The following is a 23,407-nucleotide window of genomic DNA, read 5'->3' as shown; positions in this document are numbered from 1 at the left end:
GCGGGTCCTCAATTGAACAGCAGTCCCGGCAGCCAGGTTGCCAGGGGTGGAAAATAGGAAACCAGGAACAGGACAAGAATATTCGTCAGCAGGAAGGGCACGATGGCTCGCACCACACGGGCCAGCGGCAGCCGGGCAATCCCCGCGCAGATGAACAGGCAGACCCCCACCGGCGGCGTGGTCAGGCCGATCATCAGGTTGAGCACCGCGAAGGTGGCGAAATGCAGTGGGTCGATGCCAACACTCTGGGCAAGTGTCAGCAGCGGCACGAACAGGACGATCAGCGCGGCGATCGTCTCCATGAACATACCGATGAACAGCAGGAAAAGATTGATCAACAGGATCACGAGATACTTGTTCTCGGTCAGCGAGAGAACGGCGCCGGCAATCATCTGCGGAATGCGTTCGGAGACAAGAATCCACCCGAAGACATTGGCGAAACCGACCAGCACCAGAATGGCCGCCGAAGAGACGGCACTGTCGACCAGAACCTTCGGAACGGCTCTCAAAGGCAGGTCACGATAGATGAAGGCCCCAACGATGAAGGCATAGAGACTGGCCACAATTGCCGTCTCGGTCGGGGTCATCATCCCCGAAAGCAGCCCGCCGACAATCAGCGCCGTCATCGCCAATGCCCAGAAGCCCCCCAGAAAGGCGCGAAGCAGCTCGCCCATGCCCTGCCAGGGCTGCCGCGGAAAGTTCCGGCGCACGGCGATGATATAGGCCGTCATCATCATCGACAGGCCCAGAAGGATGCCGGGAACCGCCCCTGCGATGAACATCTGCCCTACCGAGATACCGGAGAGAGACCCCACGATGATCATCGGCACGCTAGGCGGAATGATCGGCCCGACGGTAGAGGATGCAGCAGTGACCGCGGCCGAGAAGTCGGCCGGATAGCCAGCCTGTTTCATGCCCGGAATCATCACGCCACCGATCGAGGCGGCATCGGCGACCGCCGTGCCCGAGATGCCGCCGAACAGCATCGAGCCGGCTACATTCGACAGGCCGAGCCCGCCGCGCATCCAGCCCACCAGGGCATTGGCCAAGCGGATAATGCGTCCTGTGATGCCCCCATGGTTCATCAGGTTGCCAGCCAGGATGAAGCCAGGGATTGACAGCAGCACGAAGACATCAATGCCCGCATACATCTTCTGCGGCATGACAACCAGCGGAATGCCTGCAGCAAGGAGATAGCACATCGAGGCCAGCCCCAGCGTCACCGCCACAGGGATTCCCGCCGCCAGTCCGCCGATGAAGACGCCGATGAGGATTGCCAGATTCATTGCGATGTCTCCCCATCGGCAAGGGGACGTCCGTCGTTCGTCCCGACCACCATGGCAACGACCCGGGCGAGGGCGAAGACCAGGATCGAGAACAGCATGACCAGGACGCTGGCGTGGATGTAATGCATCCGCCAGCCGAGTGCGGGCGATGTCTGCAGGCTGCCGATGACGGTGAAGCGCCACGCCGGCAAAAGTAACGCTGCACACAGGGTGCTCGTGGCCAGCGCTGAAACGAATCGCAGGATCAGAGGCAATCGCCCCGGAAGAGATTCACAAATGACATCAACATTGACGAGGTCTCCCGAGAGATAGGACAGTCCCGCTGCAAAGGCAGCCAGATAGAGGAGGGCAAAGCGCGTCAGTTCCTCGGTCCAGACGGGGGCACTCGCAAAGACCGAGCGACCCATGACCTGCACCAGGACGGCCAGGATGAGGACTGTGAAAGACAGGCCGGCAGCCAATCGGCACAGGAAGAGAAGAGCTTTGTAGAGGTGCAAGGCCATGCGCGAACTCGGCTCGTGATCCTTGGACGGGGCCGGCGACTCAGGCCGGGACGGAACGGAGGGCGCATAACCGTGACCGGCAATTCCGGTGCGGAGCAGCCTCCTCTGCCCCGCGGAGGCGCAGCCGATACAATCAGGCCGCCACCTCCTGCATGTCGAACGGGCCGCTAGTCCGCGAACAGCTGCTCCACGATCGGTCTGATCTCATCGTTCACATTGGCCAGAACGGCATCCCGAGCCCTTGCCGCAAAGGCGGCCTTGTCGACATCGACAAAAGTCATACCCCTTTCCTGCAGAAGGGCTGCCAGACGTTCCTCATCGGCCAGGAACAGCTCGCGCTCATAGGCCTGGGCACGACGGGCCGCTTCCAGCACTGCCTCGCGGTCCGCCTCGGACAACCTGGACCAGGTCAGATCAGAGATCGTGAGATAGATCCAGGACCGCACGTGCTCGGTCAGATTCACATGACTTTGCACTTCGTTGAAGTTGGCCGAATGAATCAGTGCCAACGGATTTTCCTGTGCATCGATGGTTCCATTCTGCAGGGCCGTGAACACCTCGGAGAAAGCCATCGGAACCGGCTGTGCACCCAGCGCGCTCCAGACATCCACGAATAGCGGCACGTTGGGTACACGCAACTTCAACCCGGCCAGATCGTCGGGACTGGTGATCGGCCGGTTCGACGTCAGGTTGCGCGGTCCGCGCGCGAAATAGGCAATGGGACGGACCCGCGCCATTTCGACGATCTGCTGCTCAATCCGGTCGCCGATTTCGCCGCCGGCCACGGCATCCATATCCTCAAGCCTTTCATAGGCATAGGGCACTGCCAGAAGGGCGGCCATCGGCGCCCAGTTCTGAAGGGTTTCCCCGGTGATGGTCATATCGACCGTTCCAAGCTGCATGCCATTGATCAGGTCCATCTCCTTGCCCAAGGATTCGTTGGGATAGACCTCGACGGCGATGCGCCCGTCGGTCAGCGCGGCAAGCTCCTCTCCGAATCGCACAGCGGCCTTGTGCCAGGTGCTCTCTTCATTGGCGAGATGACCAAGCTTCAGCGTCACCTCCTGCGCCACGGCTGGCCCGGCCAGCAGAACACCGGCCAGCATCAGCGCGGCAACCCTGGACAATGCATTCATTCCGTTTCCCCTTTGCCGGCTTGTCCACTTGCGTGGACGGTTTCGAAGAATTCCGGGCGTGCCGCAGTGATCTCGGGAAGATCGGCCAGAATCCTGCGCAAATGCCCGCGCATGGCCTTCTCGGCAGCCTGTTCATCCCGCCGGGCAATCGCCTCGACGATTTCCGCATGCTGGGCGATGAGCGCTTGCTTGGGAAAGTGCAGGGCAGTCAGATAACGCACCCGGTCCATCTGTGCCTTGACGTCCTCGATCACCTTCCAGGCGTAGGTCTTGCCGGCAGCCTCGGCCAGAGTGCGATGGAACAATTCGTCAAGTGTCAGAAAATCTCGGGCGTTGCTGTCCGCCACGGCACGCTGACGCGCGATCTGCGCGTTCAGCTCCTTCGTCAGGGCCTCATCAGCAGAACGGGCGACCAGCCTGACGATATCGGCCTCGATCGCCTCGCGGACGAAGCGCGCATCCATCACAGCTGCGGGCGCGATCCTGCGGACCAGCGTGCCGCGTTGAGGCCGGATCTCCACCAGACCGGCCTCGGCCAGCTTGATGAAGGCTTCGCGCACCGGCTGGCGGCTGATGCCATAAGCGGAAGCGATCTCGCCCTCCGACAGGCGGCTCCCGGGCGGCAGGTCTGCAGCAATGATTCGTTCGCGCAGGATGCGGTAGAGCTGCGGCCCGATAGGCGCCCCCTGCTCAAGCCTCCAATCTGCGCGCAGCTCCGCTGGCATCGGTTGCGCTCCTCCCATGGAATCTCTTTCTCCACACTTCCATACTAGTCAACATAAAACTGCTCTGCTATCGGCATCGCTGCCAGACCGGTTGCCGGCGGGCAGCCGTCGGCCGCCGCCGCCGCCGGCTTCAATGGTCAGACGAGAGAACATGCTGGGGGAAGCGATGCGGCAGACATGGCGCTGGTTCGGACCGGGGGACCGGGTCTCGTTGGATGACATCCGGCAGGCGGGGGCGGAAGCTGTCGTGACGGCCCTGCATCATGTGCCGACCGGCGCGGCCTGGACGCCCGAAGCTATCGCCTGTCGCCAGCGCGAGGTGGCAACACGAGGCGACGGTTCGCCCTCGGGACTGGCTTGGGAAGTGGTAGAAAGCCTGCCTGTTTCCGAGGATATCAAGCGCCAGACCGGCGATTGGCGCGAGCATGTCGCGAATTACAGGACCAGCCTGCGCAACCTGGCCGCTGCGGGCATCCAGGTGGTCTGCTACAATTTCATGCCGGTACTCGACTGGACGCGAACCGATCTTGCCTGGCGCCTTCCCCATGGCGGCACCTGCATGCGCTTCGATCTGGTCGATTTTGCTGTCTTCGACATTCATATCCTGAAGCGCGGCGGCGCGGCGGCGGATTTCCCGCCCGAGGTGGTCGAGGCCGCCGGGGAGCGTTTCGCGGTCATGGATTCAGCGCGTCAGCGCAACCTGGTGCGTAACATCGTCTGCGGGTTGCCCGGCGCGGCAGAGCAGCTGACGCTGGATGGACTGCGGGCACATCTCGAGGCCTATGGCACTCTGTCCCCCGAAAGGCTGCGCAGGCATCTCGTGGCCTTCCTGGAAGAGGTGGTTCCGGTGGCCGAGGAGGTCGGCATCAGGCTTTGCTGCCATCCCGACGATCCGCCCTTTCCGCTGCTGGGGCTGCCGCGGATCATGTCCACCGAAGCGGATTACGCCGCAGTCATGACAGCGGTGGATTCGCCGGCCAACGGCATCACGCTGTGTTCGGGCTCGCTGGGGGCCAGACCGGACAATGATCTGCCCGGCATGATGCGCCGGCTGGGAAGCCGCGTGCATTTCCTGCATCTTCGCAATGTCACGCGCGAGGGCGATGGAATCATGTCGTCATTCTTCGAGGATGAGCATCTGCGCGGGGGCACCGACATGGTGGCCCTGATCGCCGAGGTGCTGCGCGAGGAGGCCCGCCGCCGTGCAGGCGGACGGGCGGATCATTCGATCCCCATGCGCCCTGATCATGGGCAGGACATCCTTGACGATCTGAAACGCCATGCACAGCCGGGCTATCCGGCAATCGGCCGTCTGAAAGGCCTGGCCGAGCTGCGCGGCATCATGACGGCGCTGTCTCATCCGCAACACGGAATCCGGGCATGAGCGACAGACTTTCCCCAGCCAGTCTTGCGCAACTGCCCGCCAGCGTGGCGCGGCCCCGCCATGTTCCGGCGCGTCATGGTGCGGGCATCGTCCACCTGGGTGTCGGTGCCTTTCACAGGGCGCATCAGGCAGTCTATACCGATGCCGCCCTGGCCGCAGCCGGCGGAGACTGGCGGATCGACGGCATCGCCCTGCGGAGCCCGCGCATCGCCGATGAGCTGAACCCGCAGGAGGGGCTCTATACGCTCATCGAACGCGGCGAGGATGGGGCCGCGGCGCGGATCATCGGCAGCATCCGCCGGGTGATCGCGGCGGCGCGCGACCCGGATGCCACCCTGGCAGCCCTGAGCGCGCCCGAAACCCGCATCGTCAGCCTGACCGTGACCGAGAAGGCCTATGGGATCGACAGGGCGCGCGGCTGCGTTGACCCGAACCATCCCGCCGTCGCCGCCGATCTGTCCAGACCGCACAGACCGAAGGGCGTGCTCGGCCTGCTGTGCGAGGGGCTGCGGCTGCGCCGGGAGCGGGGCCTGCCGCCCTTCACCGTTCTGTGCTGTGACAACCTGCCGGACAATGGCGGCCTGCTGCGCCTCGGCCTGACGGATTTCGCGGCCCGGCTTGATCGCGCCCTCTCCGCCTGGATCGAGGCGGAGGTCGCCTGTCCCTCCACGATGGTCGATCGCATCACCCCCGCACCGACCGGGGAAACCCGTGCCCTGGCACAGACGCTCACCGGGCTTGTCGATCTGGCAGCGGTCGAAACGGAACCCTTCGCGCAATGGGTGATCGAGGATCGCTTCCCCTCCGGCCGACCCGCCTGGGAACAGGCCGGCGTCATCTTCACCGCTGATGTGAGGCCGTTCGAGGCCATGAAGCTGCGGATGCTCAACGGCAGCCATTCGCTGATGGCCTATGCAGGACTCCTGTGCGGGCACAGGCATGTGCGCGACGCGATGCGCGATGCGGCGCTGGCCGGTCTGGTGCGCCGCCATCTGGCGGCGGCGGCGACGACGCTGGATCCGGCGGTGGGGATCGACCTCGGCCACTATGCCGATGCCCTGATGCGGCGTTTCGCCAATCCGGCCATCGCCCATGAACTCGCCCAGATCGCCATGGACGGCACCGAGAAACTGCCCCAGCGGATCCTCGAACCGGCGCTGCATGCGCTGACGCATGGCCAGCCTCTGCGGCCCTTCGCCTTCGCGGTCGCGGCCTGGATGCGCTACTGCCTCGGCCGGCGCGACGACGGCACGCACCATGACCTGCAGGACCCGCGCGCCGAAGCCATCGCCGCCGCGACACGGGGTGCAGGGGGCGATGCGCGGGCCATCGTCCGCGGCCTGTCCGCCCTGCCGGGCCTGTTCCCGGCACGACTGGCGCAGGATGCCGGCTGGCAGCAGGCTGTCGAAGACAGCCTGTCCGGAATGCTGAAACAGGGAATGGCGGCGGTGGTCCGGGCCGAAGCAGCGGCCATGCCTGCCGGTGGTCTCTGAGGCCGTCCCCCCTGTGGCCTTCTTCGCCTGCCGCCATCGCCACCGCCGCCGGATCAGCCGGTGCAGCGCGCAGGCCGGGCGGCGGCTGACATCGGATCGACGGGTCAGAGCCCGTCGCGGCAGGCGCGCAGCAGTCTCCCGCTCTGCTGACCGGATCCCAGCCGGTCCCGGTTCGCCCAGACCTGACCGGGCCTGCGTTCATCCTGAGGCCGCACGCCAAAGACCTCGGCATAATGCCGCACCATCGGACCGGCCCGCGTATAGCCCACGGAGCTTGCGATCTCGGGCAACGGCGCATTCGTGTACAGGACCCGTTGGCGAGCCTTCGACAGGCGCATCAGGCGATAGTAACGCAGCGGGCTCTGCCCCGTTTCGCGCTTGAAGACCCGTTCGAAATGCCGTCCGGACAGGCCGAGGGCTGCGGCGATGTCGCCAATGCGCAACGGATCCTCCAGATGCGTCTCGAAGAGCCGGATCGCCTCCCGGACAACCGGCGAGAGGGCGTCATCGGTGCTGGCCGACCGTGCCACCGGAACCCGCTGGCGGGCATCCTCGCCGTGCAGGCAGGGATGCTGGAACCAGCAGGCCACCTCGGTCATGCATTCCCGGCCGAGCCGTTCCTCCACGAGGCGCAGCATCAGGTCGAAGACCGCCCCGGCGCCCGATGCGGTGATCCGCCGCCCATCCTTCACGATCACCTGCTCACTGGCCCGGACATCCGGGAATTCGGCCCGGAAGGCCGCCTCGTAGCACCAGTGGACCGAACAACCTCGCCCCTCCATCAGGCCCGCCCGTGCCAGCGGGAAGATCCCGCCCGAGAAGGCCCCGAGGACAACCCCGGTCCTGTCCAGCCAGCGCAGCCGCGCCGGGCTGTGGCGGGGGTCCGCAAAGCGGCCTGTCGGCGGAGACAGCAGATAGAGCTGATCGACCCCCCGGCATTCGGCGAGCGGCATGTCCGGCTCGAAGCGCAGCTCGGCCGAGGCGCGGACAGGCCTTGCCGTCTCGGCCAGCAGGATCCAGCGGAACTCCCTGCGGCCGCAGATCTCGTTGGCCGCGCGCAGGGGCTCGATGGCCGAAGTCAGGCAGGCCATCGGAAAGCCGGGAAAGAGCAGGAAGCCGAGGGTCAACCCCTCTCGACAGGCTCTGGCAGAGCCGGACCAGCCGGACCGTTCCTCCGTCATCGCCGCGCACCCGCCCTGTGTCCCCCTAGATGTCGAGCGTGTGCTCCATCTCCCAGCGCGAGAAGTGCGAGGCGTAGCTGTCCCATTCCTGTTGCTTCAGCTTGATGTAGGCTGCGGAGAATGCTTCTCCGAGCAGGGATTTCAGCGTCCGGTCGCGATCGAAGGCGCGCAGGGCATCGAGCAGGTTGAGCGGCAGTCTGGGCGCCCCCTTCACCTTCCAGCCCTCGGCATACATGTCGATGTCGTAGCGCCTTCCGGGATCGGCCTTGGTGCGCAGCCCGTCGAGGCCGGCGGCGATGATGGCTGCCTGAAGGAGATAGGGGTTGGCTGCCCCGTCCGGCAGGCGCAGCTCGAACCGGCCCGGCCCCGGCACACGGACCATGTGGGTGCGGTTGTTGCCCGTCCAGGTCACCGTGTTCGGCGCCCAGGTCGCGCCGGATGTGGTTCGTGGCGCATTGATGCGCTTGTAGCTGTTCACCGTGGGGTTGGTGATGGCGGCCAGGGCCGGGGCATGGCGCATGATCCCGCCCAGGAAGTGGCGTCCCTGCTCGGAAAGACCGAGTTCGGCCTGCGGATCGGCAAAGACATTCCTCTCTCCATCCGGCGACCAGACCGAGATATGGGCATGACAGCCCGATCCGGTCAGCCCCCTGAAGGGCTTGGGCATGAAGGTGGCGCGGAAGCCGTGTTTTTCGGCCACCGACTTGACCATGAACTTGAAGAAGGAATGCTTGTCGGCCGTGGCCAGGGCGTCGTCGTATTTCCAGTTGATCTCGAACTGGCCGGTCGCGTCCTCGTGGTCGTTCTGGTAGGGCTCCCAGCCCATTTCCAGCATGTAGTCGCAGATCTCGGAGATGACATCATAGCGGCGCATGATGGCCTGCTGATCATAGCAGGGTTTCTCGGCGGTGTCGTAGGGATCCGACACCGCGCCGCCGTCGGCCGACAGGATGAAGAACTCGGGCTCCACGCCGGTCCTCACGCGCAGGCCGTCGCGGGAAGCCTCGGCGATGACATGTTCGAGGACATTGCGCGGGGCCTGATCGACAAGACGGCCCTCCATCGTCGCCCGCGCCGCAACCCAGGCGACCTCCTTCTTCCACGGCAGCTGGATGACCGAATCCGGATCGGGAACGGCCATCAGGTCAGGATGCGCGGGCGTCAGGTCGAGCCAGGTGGCAAAGCCGGCAAAGCCCGCGCCTTCCACGGCCATGTCGCCGATCGCCTGCGCCGGCACGAGCTTGGCCCGCTGTGCACCGAACAGGTCGGTGTAGGAGATCATGAAATACCTGACGCCCCGGTCCTTGGCCCATTTGGCAAGGTCCTTCACCATCGTCGTCGCTCCCTGTTGACCTTCTTGTTGTGATGCGGCGGGGAGGGGGCCCTACCAGCCGCCGCTCCGCCCCGGGATCCAGTTGGTGCCCGCCAGGGGAACCCCGGCCATCGCCGCTGCCTCGATGGTCAGGGCAACCAGATCCTCCGGCTCCAGATTGTGCAGATGGCTCTTGCCGCAGGCCCGCGCGATGGTCTGCGCCTCGAGCGTCATCACCTTGAGGTAGTTCTTCAGCCGCCGCCCCCCCAGGATCGGGTCGAGCCCGCTTGGAGAGCTCGGGATCCTGGGTGGTGATGCCGGCCGGATCGCGGCCTTCGTGCCAGTCGTCATAGGCATCCGCCGTGGTGCCGAGCTTGCGGTATTCCTCTTCCCATCTCGGATCGTTGTCGCCGATCGCGATCAGCGCCGCGGTGCCGATGGCCACCGCATCGGCCCCCAGCGCCAGAGCCTTGGCCACATCCGCGCCCGAGCGGATCCCGCCCGAGACGATGAGCTGCACCTTGCGGTGCATCCCCAGATCCTGCAGCGCCTTTACCGCCTGTGGAATGCAGGCGAGGATCGGCATGCCGACATGTTCGATGAACACCTCCTGCGTCGCCGCCGTGCCGCCCTGCATGCCGTCCACCACCACGACATCCGCGCCGGCCTTCACCGCCAGCGCCGTGTCGTAATAGGGCCGCGCCCCGCCGACCTTCACATAGATCGGCTTCTCCCAGTCGGTGATCTCGCGCAGCTCGAGGATCTTGATCTCGAGGTCGTCGGGGCCCGTCCAGTCCGGGTGGCGGCAGGCCGAGCGCTGGTCGATGCCCTTGGGAAGGTTGCGCATCTGCGCCACGCGATCCGAGATCTTCTGGCCCAGCAGCATTCCCCCGCCGCCCGGCTTTGCCCCCTGCCCGACAACGATCTCGATCGCATCCGCCCGGCGCAGGTCATCGGGATTCATGCCATAGCGGCTGGGAAGAACCTGGTAGACCAGCGTCCTGGAGTGGCTTCGCTCCTCCTCGGTCATGCCGCCATCGCCCGTGGTGGTCGATGTGCCCGCCGCTGTCGCCCCGCGGCCCAGCGCCTCCTTGGCCGGGCCGGAGAGAGCCCCGAAGCTCATGCCCGCAATGGTGATCGGGATCTCCAGATGAATCGGCTTCTTCGCATGGCGGGTGCCGAGCCAGACATCGGTGGCGCATTTCTCGCGGTAGCCTTCCAGCGGATAGCGGCTGATCGAGGCACCGAGAAACAGCAGGTCGTCGAAATGCGGCAGGTGCCGCTTGGCGCCGCCGCCGCGGATGTCATAGATGCCGGAGGCGGCCGCCCGGCGGATTTCCGCATTCACCGCCGGCGTGAACGTGGCCGAGAAGCGGGGCGGCGTTCGGGGGAATTCGGTCATGTCCGTGCCTCAGTAGGCCGACGCATTGTCGATGTTGAAGTTGTAGAGCCTGCGGGCCGAGCCGTAGCGCCGGAACTCCTCGGGCCGGGCCTTGTGCTCCGCCTCTCCCCGGCGGAGCAGATCTTCGAGAAGGGCGTAATGCTCATCCCGCATCTCCTTCTCGATGCAGTCGGCGCCCAGTGATTTCACCTTGCCGCGCACGAAGATCCGCGCCTCGTAGAGGCTGTCGCCCAGCGCCTCGCCGGCATCGCCCAGCACCACGAGGTTGCCCGACTGCGCCATGAACGCCGACATGTGGCCGATATTGCCATGCACCACGATGTCGATGCCTTTCATCGAGATGCCGCAGCGGCTCGAGGCATTGCCCTTGATGACCAGCAGCCCCCCACGCCCGGTGGCCCCCGCATACTGGCTGGCATCGCCCTCCACGATCACCGTGCCCGACATCATGTTCTCGGCGACGCCCGGCCCGGCCGAGCCCTTGATGCGGATGGTCGCCTGCTTGTTCATCCCCGCGCAGTAGTATCCTGTGGAGCCCAGCACGGCGATGTCCACCGGCGCATCCACCCCCGCGGCGATCGCATGGGCCCCCCTGGGATTGAGGATCTCCCAGTCGGTCATGTTGGACTGCCCCCTGAGGTCGTGCAGCGCCTGGTTCAGTTCACGCAGACTGCCCGTGGCAAGGTCGTAGCTTGGCATTCCCCTCAGTGCTCCCAGAAATAGACGGTCGCGGGCTCCGGTTCCCAGATGCGGGCGCTCTCGATCCCCGGCAGGCCGACCAGCGCCCGGTATTCCGATCCGAAGGCCACATAGGCATCGGTTTCCGCCATCACGGCGGGCTTGCAGGCGATCGGGTCGCGCACCACGCCAAAGCCGTTCCGGGTGCCGACGACGAAGGTGTAGAAGCCGTCAAGCTCCTCCAGCGTCGCTTCCAGGGCCTGCCCGAGGCTTTCGCCGCGCCGGAGGCGATGGGCGAGGAAGGCCGCGGCCACCTCGGTATCGTTCTCCGTCTCGAAGCGCAGGCCGGCATGGATGAGATCGCGGCGGACATTGTTGTGGTTCGACAGGGACCCGTTATGCACCAGGCACTGGTCGGGGCCGGTGGAGAAGGGATGCGCCCCGAGCGTGGTCACGGCCGATTCGGTCGCCATGCGGGTATGGCCGATGCCGTGGGTGCCCTTCATCTTCGACAGCTCGAACCGGGCGGCCACATCCCTGGGCAGGCCCACCTCCTTGAAGATCTCGATGGCATCGCCCACGCTCATCACCTTCACGCCGGGGCGCAGCTGCGCCAGGGCTGAACGCGCGGCCTCCATCTGCCCCAGCGGAACCTCGAGAACGGCGTGGGTGGATTTCACCAGCATGGCGACCGGCTGGCCGATGGCGGCGCGCAGATCGGCGTCGAGATTCCGGAAATCGCTCTGGGGCTGTGCCGACTGGACGGTGATCTTGCCCAGACCGTCCTTCGCCCCGCCATAGATCGCGATGCCAGCCGAGTCCGGACCGCGGTCGGTCATGGTGATCAGCATATCCGAAAGAAGGGCGCCGAGCTGCGGCTCCAGCGTCCGATCCTTCAGGAAAAGCCCGACGATGCCGCACATGGATTCCTCTCCTCCGGTTGGCGTCCCGAAGCTAGCACCGCTCTCCGGACCCATCAACTGGCAAGAAACATTTTTCACCTTAGAGGAAAAGCGGCGCCACCCGGTCCGCAGACGCGCTTGTTCTTGACAGATGGGGCAAACTGTATTTCCCTCAGGAAAAAAATTTGCCGTTCAGAGAAAAGGCGTCCGGGCTGCGCCGGAACGGCCAGACATCAGCCCAAGGGAGGAGACTCGTGGGAGACCTTGGTCGAAGGATTGAGGCGATGCACCGACGCGACGTTCGTGTCGCATGGGCATTCGTGATCGGCCTCTGGTTCGCCGTGATCTTCGTGGCCGCGGCCACCTGGAGCCTGGCACCGAACATGCAGGCCCGGGCCCTGCTGCTGTGCGGCGGGGCGATCGTGCTGATCTTCAACACGGCAGCCATCCGGGCGATGCTGCGGCATTACCGTGAGGACCGCGACTTCATGTACGGCCTCGACATCAGGTTCCTTGACGAAGCCCGCAGGCGGAGGGTGTGATGAGGGCTCATTACCGCCCCCCGCAACAGGGCAAGATCAGCCAGTTGATCGACGTGATCGTGCTGGTGGTCCTGACCATCGGCGCGCTGTTCGTGCCCTTGTGGCTGAACATGGCCGGGGCCGCGAAGTCGGTGGCGCAACCGATCGAGAACCCGACATGGGAGGCTCTGGGCCAGACGCCTGCACAGGCGGCAAAATACGAAGCCCTGGGCCATACGCCCCAGACCGCTCATGACCTGATCCTGGCCCGCTTCGACTACAGCTTCCCGGTCGGTGCGCTGGTGACGATGATCGCGGTCATCCTGCTCTACTATTTCCTGCTCCTGCGGTTCTCCGAGGCGGAATACCGCGACGTCATCGCAGAGAAATTCGGGGAGTAAGCCGCGATGGACCTGTGGAACTGGCTCGAATACGGCGCCTGGGGACTTTCGGCACTGCTGGCGCTGTACATGCTGGTGGACTGGCTGCGAACCGACAGCACCTATCCCGAGGATGTCCTGACCTCGTCCCGCGAAGGCGAGATCGAGGCCCTGGCCGAACAGCACAAGGCACGGGAGGCGCATCATGGCTGACGTGGACATCACCTCGCAGACCATGGACGGCATGGGGCCGCATGGCACCCGGGTCGGCCTCCTGCGGGTCCTTGGTCCGGCCCATGTCTGGGCGCTGGGTGTCGGGATCGTGCTGGTCGGCGAATACATGGGCTGGAACTTCGCCGTCGGCAAGGGCGGCGCCTATGCCGCGCTGATCGCCTGCTGGTTCGCCGGTCTCCTCTACACCTGCGTCGCCATGATCGACAGCGAGGTCACCTCGACCGTCGCCTCGGCAGGCGGGCAATACACCCAGGCCAAGCACATCATCGGGCCGCTGATGGCCTTCAATGTCGGCCTCTACCTCGTCTTCGCCTACACGATGCTCGAGGCCGCCAACGCGATCACCGCGGGCTACCTGTTCTCGGTCGTGGCCTCGATGACCGGGCATGCGGCCGAACTCGACCAGCGGCCCTTCATCATCCTGGTCATCATGTTCCTGGCCTGGCTGAACTATCGCGGCGTGCTCGCGACGCTGACCTTCAACCTGGTCATCACCGCCATTGCCTTCGGCGCCATCATCATCCTGTTCCTGTCCACATCGGGAATCCTGGGCGGCGGAATCATGGACCATGCCGCCCTGTTCGAGGGGCACGAGCTGCCCTATGGCTGGATCGGCGTCCTCGCGGCCATGCATTTCGGCCTCTGGTACTACCTCGGCATCGAGGGCACCACGCAGGCGGCCGAGGAAGTCCGCTCCCCGGCTCGCGCACTGCCCTTCGGCACGCTCGCCGGAATCATGACACTGCTGATCGCGGCGACCCTCACCTGGTATGTCTGCTCGGGCATCCTGCCCTGGGAATATCTGGGCGACGGCGTGGACGGAGCCGTGGCGCCGCTCTTCGATGCCGCGCGACTGTCCGGGTCCACGGGCCTGGTCTGGCTCCTGGGGTTCGGAACCCTCTTCGCCACGCTGGCCAGCGCCAATGGCTGCATCAACGACGCCAGCCGCGCCTGTTTCGCCATGGGCCGCGACAAGTATCTGCCCGGGTGGTTCGGGGCGGTTCACCCGCGCCATCGCACGCCTTACCGGGCCATCATCTTCCTGGTGCCGATCGCGCTGATCTTCGCCCTTGGCGCCCCCTTGGATCAGGTCATCACCTTCTCGATCCTGTCGGGCCTTCTGGGCTATACTTTCATGCCGCTGAACATCATCCTGTTCCGCCGCAAATGGCCGCTCGAGACGATCAAGCGGGGCTATGAACACCCGTTCCACCCGATCCCCGCGATCACGCTGCTGACCCTGTGCGGGATCACCTTCTTCGCGGTCTTCCTGGGCTATGGGACACAGCTGGTGGCGATGATCGGCTTCTATATCGTGGTGTCACTCTGGTTCCACTTCTGGCGCTACCGCTTCGTGAACCGGGGGGCGCAGTTCACCATGCCCTGGCCGAAACCCCGGGGCTACTGAGCCACATGGCCCGCCCCGGAAGGGGCGGGCATCTTCCCCATGTCCCCGCTTGTCCCTCCCGGCCTTGCCCTTGCACTCCTGTGGCTCTGGCTGGCCCTGCGGCTGGCCCGTGAAAGCCATGCCCGGACCATCGCCCGCGCCGCCTATTTCGATGCGGTCCGGCCCCTGTTCCAGAGCGCGGAGAACCGGCTGCAACCCACCGGCTTTCCCCGGATGACCGGGCGCCGCGGCGGCCTGGCCTTCGACCTTCAGGCGATCCCCGACACGCTGACCTTCCGCAAGCTGCCTGCGCTCTGGGTCCTCGTCACCCTGCCGGAACCCCTGCCCCTTCACGCCACGCTGGACCTGATGGCCCGCCCCTCGGGCAACGAACCCTTCACCCGCTTCGCCGCCCTGCCGCAGTCTCTGCCAACCCCGCCCGAACTGCCGCGCGATGTGGCGATCCGCACCGACGACACCACCCGCATCCCGCCGCCTGACCTGATCGCCGCCCATGCCGACCTGTTCCATGACCCCCGCGTGAAGGAACTCGTCCTCTCGCCCAGGGGGCTGCGCATCGTCATCCTGGCCGAGGAAGCCGACCGTGGCCGCTACCTGATCTTCCGCGAGGCCGAGATGGGCCGGATGCCCCTGCCCCCGTCGCGGCTGGAACCGCTGCTCGACAGGCTGGCCGCGCTCCGTCAGGATGTGACGGCATGGGGGGATCCCCGATGACAAGGCCCCTGAACCCCCATCTTGTCCTGGCCATCGCGGCGATCCTGCCCGGGATGGGTCAGGTGCTGAACCGCCAGCCGGTGCGCGGGCTGATCTTCGCATGCTTCGCCCTGCTTCTGGGCGGTTTCACGCTGAAGACGGCGGCGCCGGAGGTGTCCTTCGTCGGCAAGGTCTCGGGCGGGCTCTTCGTCTGGGCCATGGCCCTGCTCGACGCCTACAGGGTTGCCCGCATCCGCCGCGCCATCTGGGAGAGGGCGCAGGCAGCCCCGGCCCCGAGATGAGCGCGCGGGGCCTGAAGCAAGCCGCTCATCGTTGGGGATAGGCGATCACCGACAGATAGCGCGCCGGAAGCCTGACCAGCACCTCCGGCCCATGCGGCGCATCGGCATCGAAGAACAGGCTGTCGCCGGGCTTCAGCGGATAGACCCGGTCGCCATGGCGGTAATCCACCTCGCCCTCCAGCATGTAGAGAAGCTCCAGCCCGTCATGCTGGAAGGTGGGGAAGGTGTCGCTCTCGGTGGTGAGGGTGATCAGATAGGGCTCGACCACCACACCCGAGCTGTTCGACCCGATGTGACCCAGCAGGTGATACTGGTGCCCTGCGCGCGTGCCGCGACGTTCGATCTCGAGATGCTCTCCGGCCTTCACATGCTGTGCCTCGCGCCGTTCCTCGTAGCTGCGGAAGAAGGCGGTGAGGGGAACGGAAAAGGCATGGCTGAGGATCTGGAGGGTCGTCAGCGAGGGCGAGGTGTTGCCGTTCTCGATCTTCGACAGCATGCCGATCGACAGGCCGGTCACATTGGCCAGATCGGCCACGGTCATCCCCTGCTGGCGGCGGAAATTGCGCACCTCGCGCCCGATGGCAGCCTCCAGGTTGCGCTCGGCGATCTCGCGGACGCGGTGGGGATCCTGATCGAATGCGGGCTTGCCGCGGGGAAGAACGGGCCGGGCAGGGCCGTCGGACATGAGAAACCGTCCCGATGAAACCGATACCTGAGAATTTCACTAACAGGAAACATGGCCTGCATCAAGCAGAAGTCCTAGAAGACGGAACGGGCCGCCGTTTCAAGCGCATGCAGCAGGCTTTGCGCGCTGGAGCGGGGACCGTAGAGGCGCACCGCGCCCGCTCCGTGCTTGATCAGGTAGACACCCAGATGCTCCATCACCGTGCGGGTGGCATACCCGGCCGGGACGACCGGGAAATCCACATTGCACAGCCGTTCCAACAGCGGCGCGAGGTCAGGCGCGGCGAGGTCGAAGGCGACCCAGGCATCGGTCTGTTCGGTGATGCTGGCGGCCTCGCCGAGGGCGGATTTCAGCATCTCGGCGATCAGTTCGTGGCTGGCGAAGGGCGCCTCGACGAACCACATCTCGGGCGCGATCCAGAAGGCGCTGTAGGGCGTCCCGCTCTGGTGGGCCGCAGGCGCCGGAAGGGGCACCCCGGCCGCCCGTGCCGCGGCCGCAAGATCGGCCATCCGCCCCTTGCGGGCGGCGACCGAGGCCAACGCGACATCGGTCCGTTCGGCGATGGTCAACGGTCCGTGCGTGACGGTGACGGGCTCGCGCCTGCCGAGGGCGGTGAGGGGCTGGAGACTAGCCACGGAGACGCTCTCCTTCGGGGTCGAACATGTGGGGCGAGAGGATCTCGACTTCGGTATCCTGCCCGGAAAGCAGGTTCACCGCGCGCATGCGCTGGCCGATCCGGCGGTCGCCGGCCTTGAGATAACCCAGCGCGATGTCGTGGCCGAGATGGGGGCTGTAGACCTTTGATGTCAGCCAGCCCAGATCGTTCGCCGCCACCGGGGCGGCACCCTTTTCCAGGAAATGGCTGCCGGCGGTCAGCTTGCCGTTCCGGTCAACCGGCTTCACGCCCACCAGGCGGTAGCCCTCCGGGTCGGTCAGCCCCTCGCGCTGGCTGAGGACCATGCCGATGGAGTCCTTCTTCTTTGACACCATCCTGCCCAGCCCCATGTTGAGCGCGGTGGATTGTCCGTTGAGTTCCCCGCCTGCGACATGGCCCTTCTCGACGCGCATCACGCCCAGCGCCTCTGTGCCATAGACGATAGGGTCGAATTCGGCCCCCCGCGCCAGCATCTCGCGCAGAAGCGCGTCGCCATAGCGCGTGGGCACCGCGATCTCGTAGGCCAGTTCGCCCGAGAAACTGATGCGGAAGAGCCGCGCCCTGAGACCCCCGCAGACGGTGATGTTGCCCGCGGCCATGTAGGGGAAGGCCGCGTCCGAGATGTCCTGATCGACGACCTTCTCCAGCAGCTTCCGCGCGTTGGGGCCCGCGACCGAGAACTGCGCCCAGGCCTCGGTGGTCGAGATGAGCTGCACGTCCATCTCGGGCCAGAGGCACTGGCGGCAGAATTCCAGATGCCGGAAGACCGCGACCGCGTTGGCCGTGGTGGTGGTCATCACATATTCATGTTCACCCAGCCGCGCCGTGGTGCCGTCGTCGAAGACGATCCCGTCCTCGCGCAGCATCAGGCCATAGCGGCATTTGCCGACGGGCAGGGTGCTGAACGTGTTCGCATAGACCCGGTCGAGGAAGGCGCCCGCATCGGTGCCCTGGATGTCGATCTTGCCCAGCGTGGTGACGTCGCAGATGCCCACCGACTTGCGGGTCGCCAGGACCTCGCGGTCCACCGACTGGCGCCACTCGGTTTCGCCCGCCTTCGGGATCCATTGGGTGCGGAGCCACATGCCGACCTCGACGAAGACCGCGCCCTGTTCCTGTGCCCAGTAGTGGCTGGGGGTCAGGCGGTAGGGTTTGAATTCCTTGCCGCGTGACCGTCCGGCGAGGGTGCCGAGCGCAACCGGCGTGTAGGGCGGGCGGTAGATCGTGGTGCCGGTTTCAGGGATCGACCGGCCGGTGAGTTCGGCCATGATGGCAAGACCGATCACGTTCCCGGTCTTGCCCTGGTCGGTCGCCATGCCCAGCGTGGTGTAGCGCTTGAGGTGTTCGACGCTGGTGAAGTTCTCCTGCTTCGCCAGCTTTACGTCCTTGACGGTGACATCGTTCTGCTGGTCGATCCAGGCGCGGCCCCTGCCGTGATCGACGTGCCAGAGCGGCGAGATGCGGACGGGCGCGTCCTCGGCCTGCGGCAGATCGGGGGCGGCACCGGTCAGGTCGAGAGCGGCCCTGGCGGCATCGCAGCCCGTGCGCAGTGCGCCGTGGGTCGAGAGAACCCCCGCCGCCGCCCCCGCGACCAGAAGGCCGGGCGGGCCTTCCGGGCCGGGGACGAAAGCAGCGATGGCGGCATCCCAGACCGGCCGCGCACGGTGATGGGAATGGATGTTCACATTCGGGTTCCAGCCGCCCGAGACTCCCAGCGCCTCGACGGAGAAGCTGCGCGTGCGGCCCGCGCCGTCGCGGATCGTGATCGCCTTCAGGCCCAGCCGGCCCCGCGTGTCGATGACCACCTCGCCCTTGCGGCTGTCGATCACCGCCACGACCTCGACGCCCTTGGCCTTCAGGTCGGCGGCCGTGCGCAAACCGTCATCATTGTTGGTGAAGACCGCGACCCGCTGCCCCGCGGCAACGCCCCAGCGGTTCGCATAGGCCCGCAGGGCACCGGCCAGCATGATGCCGGGGCGGTCGTTGTTCGCAAAGGCGATGGGGCGTTCGGTGGCCCCTCCGGCGAGGATTGCGCGCTGGCTGTAGATCCGCCACAGGATCTGGCGCGGTTTGCCCGGCGGAGGGACCGCCAGGTGATCGCTCACCCGCTCGACCGCGCCGTAGATGCCGTGGTCGAAGGCGCCGATGACCGCGGTGCGGGTCATCAGGCGGACATGGGGCATCGAGGCCAGTTCGGCCACCGTCGCCGCCGCCCAGTCGGCGCCAGCCGTATTGCCGATGGCGAAGGTCTCGGCATTGAGCCGCCCGCCCATGCGGAAATCCTCGTCGGCAAGGATCACGCGCCTGCCCGCCCGCCCCGCCGTCAGCGCGGCCATCAGGCCGGCGGGCCCCGCGCCGATCACCAGCAGATCGCAATGCAGAAAGCCCTTGTCGTAGGCGTCCGGGTCCTCCTCGCGGCTGACCGAGCCGAGGCCCGCCGCGCGGCGGATCATCGGCTCGTAGACCCTTTCCCAGAAGGAGCGGGGCCACATGAAGGTCTTGTAGTAGAACCCCGCCGTGAAAAAGGCGTTCAGGCGGTCGTTGATCGCCATCGCGTCCAGGCGCAGGCTGGGCCAACGGTTCTGGCTTTTGGCCTCGAGCCCGTCGAAGAGCTCGGCCACTGTGGCGCGCGTGTTCGGCTCCTGCCGCGCGCCGCTGCGGAGCTCGACCAGCGCGTTCGGCTCTTCCGACCCCGCCGAGATCGGCCCGCGCGGGCGGTGATACTTGAAGCTGCGGCCCATCAGGCGGACGCCGTTGGCCAGAAGCGCCGAGGCGAGCGTGTCGCCCGGATGGCCCGTATAGGGGATGCCGTCGAAGGTGAAGCGGAGCGTCCGCGTGCGGTCGATCTGGCCGCCGGCGATGCGGTTCGGCTGGGTCATTTCGTCCGCCCCCGGGCCCGGGCCACATCGCGGGCGAGTTCGACCTTCAGGATCTCGTGGGTGACGGTGTTGCGGGTCACCACCAGCCAGGACCGGTCGCCCTGTTCGTGATACCAGAGTTCCTGATGCTCTCCCGCCGGATTGGTCCGCTGGTAGAGGTAGTCATGGAATTCCTCGATGCCTGCGGTCATGCCGTCGGGCCGGTCGATGAGGGAGGCATCGCCCAGATAGACGAATTCCTGCGCGTCGCGCGGCCCGAGGATCGGATGGGGAATGATCATTCGTCTTCGCCTTCAATGCAGGTTCGGGGTCGCGCCCTGGCCCTTTTCGTCGATCATCAGGCCCTTGAGGAACCGGTCGAAGCGGTAGGCCCTGGCGGTCGGATGCGGTTCGTCGCGGGCGAGGAGATGGGCGAAGCACCAGCCCGAGGCCGGGGTGGCTTTGAACCCGCCGTAGCACCAGCCGCCGTTGAAATAGAGGCCCTCGATGGGGGTCCGGTCGATGATCGGCGAGCCGTCCATCGACATGTCCATGATCCCTCCCCAGATGCGCAAGAGGCGCACCCGCCCGATCGCCGGCATCAGTGCCATGCCGCCCTCGGCCACATCCTCGATCACCGGCAGGTTGCCGCGCTGGGCATAGGAGTTGTAGCCGTCGATGTCGCCGCCGAAGACGAGGCCGCCCTTGTCGGACTGGCTGATGTAGAAATGCCCGGCACCGAAGGTGATGACGCCATCGATGAAGGGTTTGAGCCCCTCGGTGACGAAGGCCTGCAGCACATGGCTTTCGATCGGCAGGCGCATTCCGGCATGGGCCATGACCTTCGAGGAAGACCCCGCGACGGCCACGCCGACCTTCCTCGCGCCGATGAAGCCACGGGTGGTTTCGACCCCCCGGATGCGCCCCTGCTCGATCCGCATCCCGGTGACTTCGCAGTTCTGGATCAGGTCCACGCCACGCTGATCGGCCGCCCGCGCATAGCCCCAGGCCACCGCATCATGCCGCACCGTGCCGCCGCGCGGCTGCATCAGCGCGCCCTTGATCGGGAAGCGGGCATTGTCGAAGTTGAGCCAGGGATACATCCGGCGGACCTCGTCGCGGCTCAGCAGCCGCGCGTCCGCCCCGTGCAGGATCATGGCATTGCCGCGCCGGGTGAAGGCGTCGCGCTGCGCATCCGTGTGGATCAGGTTGATGATCCCCCGCTGGCTGACCATCGCGTTGTAGTTGAGCTCCTGCTCCAGCCCCTCCCAGAGCTTCAGGCTGAATTCGTAGAACGGCTCGTTGCCGTCGAGCAGGTAGTTCGACCGGATGATCGTGGTATTGCGGCCCACGTTGCCGCCGCCGAGCCAGCCCTTCTCCAGCACCGCGATGCGCGACTGGCGAAATTCCTTGGCGAGATAATAGGCCGTGGCCAGCCCATGCCCGCCGCCGCCCACGATGACGTAGTCATACTCCGCCTGCGGGGCGGGATCGCGCCAGACCGGCTTCCAGCCCCGGTGGCCGGTCAATGCCTCGGCAATGACGCGAAAACCCGAGTAACGCATGCCCTGCTCCCCTTCGACAGGGCGACGATAAGGGTTCAGGAAAGCGGCAGTTGCAGGATTCCCGACATGGCCGTGATGGTTTCGGCCATCCCCTTCGTTCCGGGGGAAGGCAGACGGCGGCAGGGCCTCCAGTCATGACGGATTCGCGCCGCCCATGGCGGGGGCTGTCGCCCCATCGCCCGTCATGCCCCCCTGGTTTGCCGGATGATCACGCTCTGCTGTCGCAGGACGCGCCGCGCGGCGGAGAGAACGGCACGGGACAGCTCCCGAAGCGGTTCGGCAGCCAGGCGGTTGATCTGCCAGAACAGCCGCCGCTGCAGGATCTGGCCGGGCACCAGCTCGACCAGATTGCCGCGCTCCAGATGGGGCCTCGCCAGCGGGACCGGATTGAGCGCCCATCCCATGCCGGCGAGACTGCCCTCGAGAAAGCCCTGCGTCGAGGGAAGCCAGTGGGTCGGGAAGGAGACGTCATGCCCAAAGATGTCTCGCACCCAAGCCTTCTGAAGCCGGTCCTTCTGGCTGAAGGTCAGCGCGGGCGCATGCCGGAAGGCCTCCTCCGTGAGGCCATGCGGGAAATGGCGGGCAACGAAATCGGGACTGGCTGTCGCCACATAGTCAAGCGATCCGAGGGGCGTGACCCGGCATCCCTGCACGGGTTGTTCCAGGGCGGTCACCGCAGCGAGGACCTGCCCGCGGCGGAGCCAGTCGGCCGTATGATCCTCATCGTCGATCGCCACATTCACGAGATGGCCGGTGGTCCTGGCAAAGGTGGCGATGGCTTCGAGGAACCATGTTCCAAGACTGTCTGCATTCGTGGCCAGGTTGACGGTCACCTGCCCGACGGATTCGCCGAAGAGCGCAAGCTGGGGCAGCTGCTCCATGAGAGCCTGCTCGAGCAGGCCGACGCGGTCCATGTGACGGCAGAGTGCCAGACCTGTCTCGGTTGCCGTGCAGGGGGCGCCCCGTTCGATCAGCACCGTACCGAGGCGCTCCTCGAGGCGCCTGACGCGTTGCGAGACGGCGGATGGCGTCACATGAAGCGCGACTGCGGCCTGCTCGAAACTTCCGGTGCGGACCACCTCGGCAACGGCGCGCAGGGCCGCATAGTCGATCATGCCTTAGTCTTTCTTCATCAGGATCAGAAACCTTAATTTGTCTAATCCCACCCGGAGCCTTAGCTCAAGGCGAACCCTGCCGGATGGAGCTTCTGCCCCATGAATCTCGCCGTCCTTCTCACCGGAATGATGACGAGCCTCAGCCTCATCATGGTCATCGGGGCGCAGAACGCCTTCGTGTTGCGTCAGGGCCTGCGCGGGGAACATGTCCTTGCCGTCTGCCTGGCCTGCGCGATCTCGGACGCGATCCTCATCACCATCGGCGTGACCAGCTTTCATACTGTTGCGTCATGGATGCCCTGGCTCGAGCCGGTCATGCGCCTTGCCGGCGCCGCCTTCCTCATCGGCTATGGCCTGAAGAGCCTCCGCTCGGCGCTGCGCTCGGAGGAGGCGCTGGCGGCTGATGTCTCGCTGGCGACGACCGGTCTGCGCCGCACGCTGTTCGCCTGCCTCGCCATCACCTGGCTGAACCCGCATGTATATCTGGACACGGTGGTCCTGCTGGGCACTGTCTCGACCCGGTTCGGGGATGATCGGCCGGTCTTCGCGCTGGGCGCGATCCTCGGATCCTTCGTGTTCTTCCTGTCGCTGGGCTTCGGCGCCGCCCGGCTGCGCCCCGTGTTCGAGAACCCGAAGGCCTGGCGCCTTCTCGAGGCGCTCATCGCGCTGGTGATGTGGGGCCTTGCCGTCAGACTTCTGACCGGACCCTGACGGAAGGGGCGGATGACGGCCATCGGTTCGCCACCTCTCTTCGCTTGACCCGATGGCAGAACGCGTCGGGCTTTTCCGTCCGCTCCCACAGATTCCGGCCATCGGGTGCCCTGCGCCGGATCGAGGCCGGCATCTCGCGCCGCCGGTTCCCGGGCGACACGACGGCGTTCCGAGGCCTGTTCGCGGGCTCCAGCCCGGCCCCGCACGAGCTTGGAACAGCTCTGTTGTGCAAATCAAATCGGGTGATGGACAGGATTGCCCCATTCCCGGCAGACCTG

23 protein-coding genes and 1 pseudogene are annotated in these 23,407 nt (G+C 66.1%); 9 read left to right on the top strand and 15 right to left on the bottom strand.

All coding sequences use genetic code 11. The features are described 5' to 3' along the window. Positions 1 to 8 precede the first annotated feature (8 nt). The 4 genes from RUTHE_RS11795 to RUTHE_RS11780 all read right to left on the bottom strand — a co-directional run bounded on the left by RUTHE_RS11795 (position 9) and on the right by RUTHE_RS11780 (position 3,650). On the bottom strand, positions 9 to 1,286 hold the full coding sequence (locus RUTHE_RS11795; protein WP_021098653.1) for a TRAP transporter large permease: 1,278 nt from the start codon (positions 1,284 to 1,286) through the stop codon (positions 9 to 11). Further along, positions 1,283 to 1,789 (bottom strand): TRAP transporter small permease, encoded by a 507-nt coding sequence (locus tag RUTHE_RS11790; protein ID WP_021098652.1) that lies wholly within the window; start codon positions 1,787 to 1,789, stop codon positions 1,283 to 1,285. The genes RUTHE_RS11795 and RUTHE_RS11790 overlap by 4 nt, the downstream gene beginning before the upstream one ends. A 167-nt stretch (positions 1,790 to 1,956) precedes the next feature. Next, complete coding sequence (locus RUTHE_RS11785) at positions 1,957 to 2,925, bottom strand: TRAP transporter substrate-binding protein (RefSeq protein ID WP_021098651.1); 969 nt, start codon at positions 2,923 to 2,925, stop codon at positions 1,957 to 1,959. Further along, the gene (locus RUTHE_RS11780; protein ID WP_021098650.1) at positions 2,922 to 3,650 is read right to left on the bottom strand and encodes a GntR family transcriptional regulator; all 729 of its coding nucleotides are present in this window, start codon (positions 3,648 to 3,650) and stop codon (positions 2,922 to 2,924) included. Before RUTHE_RS11780 ends, RUTHE_RS11785 begins: the two co-directional genes overlap by 4 nt. A gap of 166 nt (positions 3,651 to 3,816) precedes the next feature. On the opposite strand from RUTHE_RS11780, the gene uxuA reads away from it, so the two are divergent. Both uxuA and RUTHE_RS11770 read left to right on the top strand, forming a co-directional pair. Further along, positions 3,817 to 5,034 (top strand): mannonate dehydratase, encoded by a 1,218-nt coding sequence (uxuA, locus tag RUTHE_RS11775; protein ID WP_021098649.1) that lies wholly within the window; start codon positions 3,817 to 3,819, stop codon positions 5,032 to 5,034. Continuing rightward, entirely contained in the window at positions 5,031 to 6,527 is a 1,497-nt protein-coding gene (locus RUTHE_RS11770; RefSeq protein WP_021098648.1) for a mannitol dehydrogenase family protein, read from the top strand. Before uxuA ends, RUTHE_RS11770 begins: the two co-directional genes overlap by 4 nt. A gap of 104 nt (positions 6,528 to 6,631) precedes the next feature. On the opposite strand, the gene RUTHE_RS11765 is transcribed toward RUTHE_RS11770, so the two are convergent. The 5 genes and pseudogenes from RUTHE_RS11765 to RUTHE_RS11745 form a co-directional block, all read right to left on the bottom strand. Beyond that, positions 6,632 to 7,654, bottom strand: coding sequence for a GlxA family transcriptional regulator (locus RUTHE_RS11765; RefSeq protein ID WP_245542236.1), 1,023 nt, complete (start codon positions 7,652 to 7,654; stop codon positions 6,632 to 6,634). A 79-nt stretch (positions 7,655 to 7,733) separates the two neighbouring features. Next, positions 7,734 to 9,041 (bottom strand): type III glutamate--ammonia ligase, encoded by a 1,308-nt coding sequence (gene glnT, locus RUTHE_RS11760; RefSeq protein ID WP_021098646.1) that lies wholly within the window; start codon positions 9,039 to 9,041, stop codon positions 7,734 to 7,736. A gap of 51 nt (positions 9,042 to 9,092) precedes the next feature. Then, positions 9,093 to 10,422: pseudogene (locus tag RUTHE_RS11755) on the bottom strand (FMN-binding glutamate synthase family protein). A gap of 9 nt (positions 10,423 to 10,431) precedes the next feature. Then, positions 10,432 to 11,121: a GltB/FmdC/FwdC-like GXGXG domain-containing protein gene (locus RUTHE_RS11750; RefSeq protein WP_021098643.1), complete on the bottom strand. Its 690-nt coding sequence runs from the start codon at positions 11,119 to 11,121 to the stop codon at positions 10,432 to 10,434. A 5-nt stretch (positions 11,122 to 11,126) separates the two neighbouring features. Next, on the bottom strand, positions 11,127 to 12,023 hold the full coding sequence (locus RUTHE_RS11745) for a class II glutamine amidotransferase (protein ID WP_021098642.1): 897 nt from the start codon (positions 12,021 to 12,023) through the stop codon (positions 11,127 to 11,129). Between the two features lie 263 nt (positions 12,024 to 12,286). Between RUTHE_RS11745 and RUTHE_RS11740 the strand changes: the two genes are divergently transcribed. From RUTHE_RS11740 to RUTHE_RS11710, 6 genes are read left to right on the top strand one after another with little or no spacing between them, the layout of a single operon-like run. Then, complete coding sequence (locus tag RUTHE_RS11740) at positions 12,287 to 12,544, top strand: hypothetical protein (protein ID WP_021098641.1); 258 nt, start codon at positions 12,287 to 12,289, stop codon at positions 12,542 to 12,544. Beyond that, positions 12,544 to 12,924, top strand: a complete 381-nt coding sequence (locus tag RUTHE_RS11735) for a hypothetical protein (RefSeq protein ID WP_021098640.1) — start codon at positions 12,544 to 12,546, stop codon at positions 12,922 to 12,924. Before RUTHE_RS11740 ends, RUTHE_RS11735 begins: the two co-directional genes overlap by 1 nt. Before the next feature lie 6 nt (positions 12,925 to 12,930). Further along, entirely contained in the window at positions 12,931 to 13,116 is a 186-nt protein-coding gene (locus RUTHE_RS11730; protein WP_021098639.1) for a hypothetical protein, read from the top strand. Then, entirely contained in the window at positions 13,109 to 14,545 is a 1,437-nt protein-coding gene (locus tag RUTHE_RS11725) for an APC family permease (protein WP_021098638.1), read from the top strand. The genes RUTHE_RS11730 and RUTHE_RS11725 overlap by 8 nt, the downstream gene beginning before the upstream one ends. A 39-nt stretch (positions 14,546 to 14,584) precedes the next feature. Then, positions 14,585 to 15,259 carry a hypothetical protein gene (locus tag RUTHE_RS11715; RefSeq protein WP_021098637.1) on the top strand — a complete coding sequence of 225 codons (675 nt, stop codon included), beginning with the start codon at positions 14,585 to 14,587 and terminating at the stop codon, positions 15,257 to 15,259. Then, positions 15,256 to 15,540 carry a hypothetical protein gene (locus tag RUTHE_RS11710; RefSeq protein ID WP_144079667.1) on the top strand — a complete coding sequence of 95 codons (285 nt, stop codon included), beginning with the start codon at positions 15,256 to 15,258 and terminating at the stop codon, positions 15,538 to 15,540. Before RUTHE_RS11715 ends, RUTHE_RS11710 begins: the two co-directional genes overlap by 4 nt. A gap of 25 nt (positions 15,541 to 15,565) precedes the next feature. On the opposite strand, the gene RUTHE_RS11705 is transcribed toward RUTHE_RS11710, so the two are convergent. The 6 genes from RUTHE_RS11705 to RUTHE_RS11680 all read right to left on the bottom strand — a co-directional run bounded on the left by RUTHE_RS11705 (position 15,566) and on the right by RUTHE_RS11680 (position 22,418). Then, positions 15,566 to 16,225: a helix-turn-helix domain-containing protein gene (locus RUTHE_RS11705; protein ID WP_021098635.1), complete on the bottom strand. Its 660-nt coding sequence runs from the start codon at positions 16,223 to 16,225 to the stop codon at positions 15,566 to 15,568. Between the two features lie 74 nt (positions 16,226 to 16,299). Next, a complete protein-coding gene (locus RUTHE_RS11700; protein WP_021098634.1) occupies positions 16,300 to 16,860 on the bottom strand; it encodes a sarcosine oxidase subunit gamma in 561 nt (186 codons plus the stop codon). Continuing rightward, positions 16,853 to 19,759 carry a sarcosine oxidase subunit alpha family protein gene (locus RUTHE_RS11695; RefSeq protein ID WP_021098633.1) on the bottom strand — a complete coding sequence of 969 codons (2,907 nt, stop codon included), beginning with the start codon at positions 19,757 to 19,759 and terminating at the stop codon, positions 16,853 to 16,855. The genes RUTHE_RS11700 and RUTHE_RS11695 overlap by 8 nt, the downstream gene beginning before the upstream one ends. Continuing rightward, positions 19,756 to 20,040 carry a sarcosine oxidase subunit delta gene (locus RUTHE_RS11690; RefSeq protein WP_021098632.1) on the bottom strand — a complete coding sequence of 95 codons (285 nt, stop codon included), beginning with the start codon at positions 20,038 to 20,040 and terminating at the stop codon, positions 19,756 to 19,758. Before RUTHE_RS11690 ends, RUTHE_RS11695 begins: the two co-directional genes overlap by 4 nt. 12 nt (positions 20,041 to 20,052) lie before the next feature. Continuing rightward, the gene (locus RUTHE_RS11685; RefSeq protein ID WP_021098631.1) at positions 20,053 to 21,303 is read right to left on the bottom strand and encodes a sarcosine oxidase subunit beta family protein; all 1,251 of its coding nucleotides are present in this window, start codon (positions 21,301 to 21,303) and stop codon (positions 20,053 to 20,055) included. 182 nt (positions 21,304 to 21,485) lie between these two features. Continuing rightward, on the bottom strand, positions 21,486 to 22,418 hold the full coding sequence (locus RUTHE_RS11680) for a LysR family transcriptional regulator ArgP (RefSeq protein WP_021098630.1): 933 nt from the start codon (positions 22,416 to 22,418) through the stop codon (positions 21,486 to 21,488). A 99-nt stretch (positions 22,419 to 22,517) separates the two neighbouring features. On the opposite strand from RUTHE_RS11680, the gene RUTHE_RS11675 reads away from it, so the two are divergent. Then, a complete protein-coding gene (locus RUTHE_RS11675; RefSeq protein ID WP_021098629.1) occupies positions 22,518 to 23,129 on the top strand; it encodes a LysE/ArgO family amino acid transporter in 612 nt (203 codons plus the stop codon). Positions 23,130 to 23,407: the final 278 nt, after the last annotated feature.

It is taken from the genome of Rubellimicrobium thermophilum DSM 16684, assembly GCF_000442315.1.
Lineage (GTDB): Bacteria > Pseudomonadota > Alphaproteobacteria > Rhodobacterales > Rhodobacteraceae > Rubellimicrobium > Rubellimicrobium thermophilum.
Note: the sequence above shows the minus strand (reverse complement) of the source record. Positions and strands in the feature narration are given on the sequence as shown.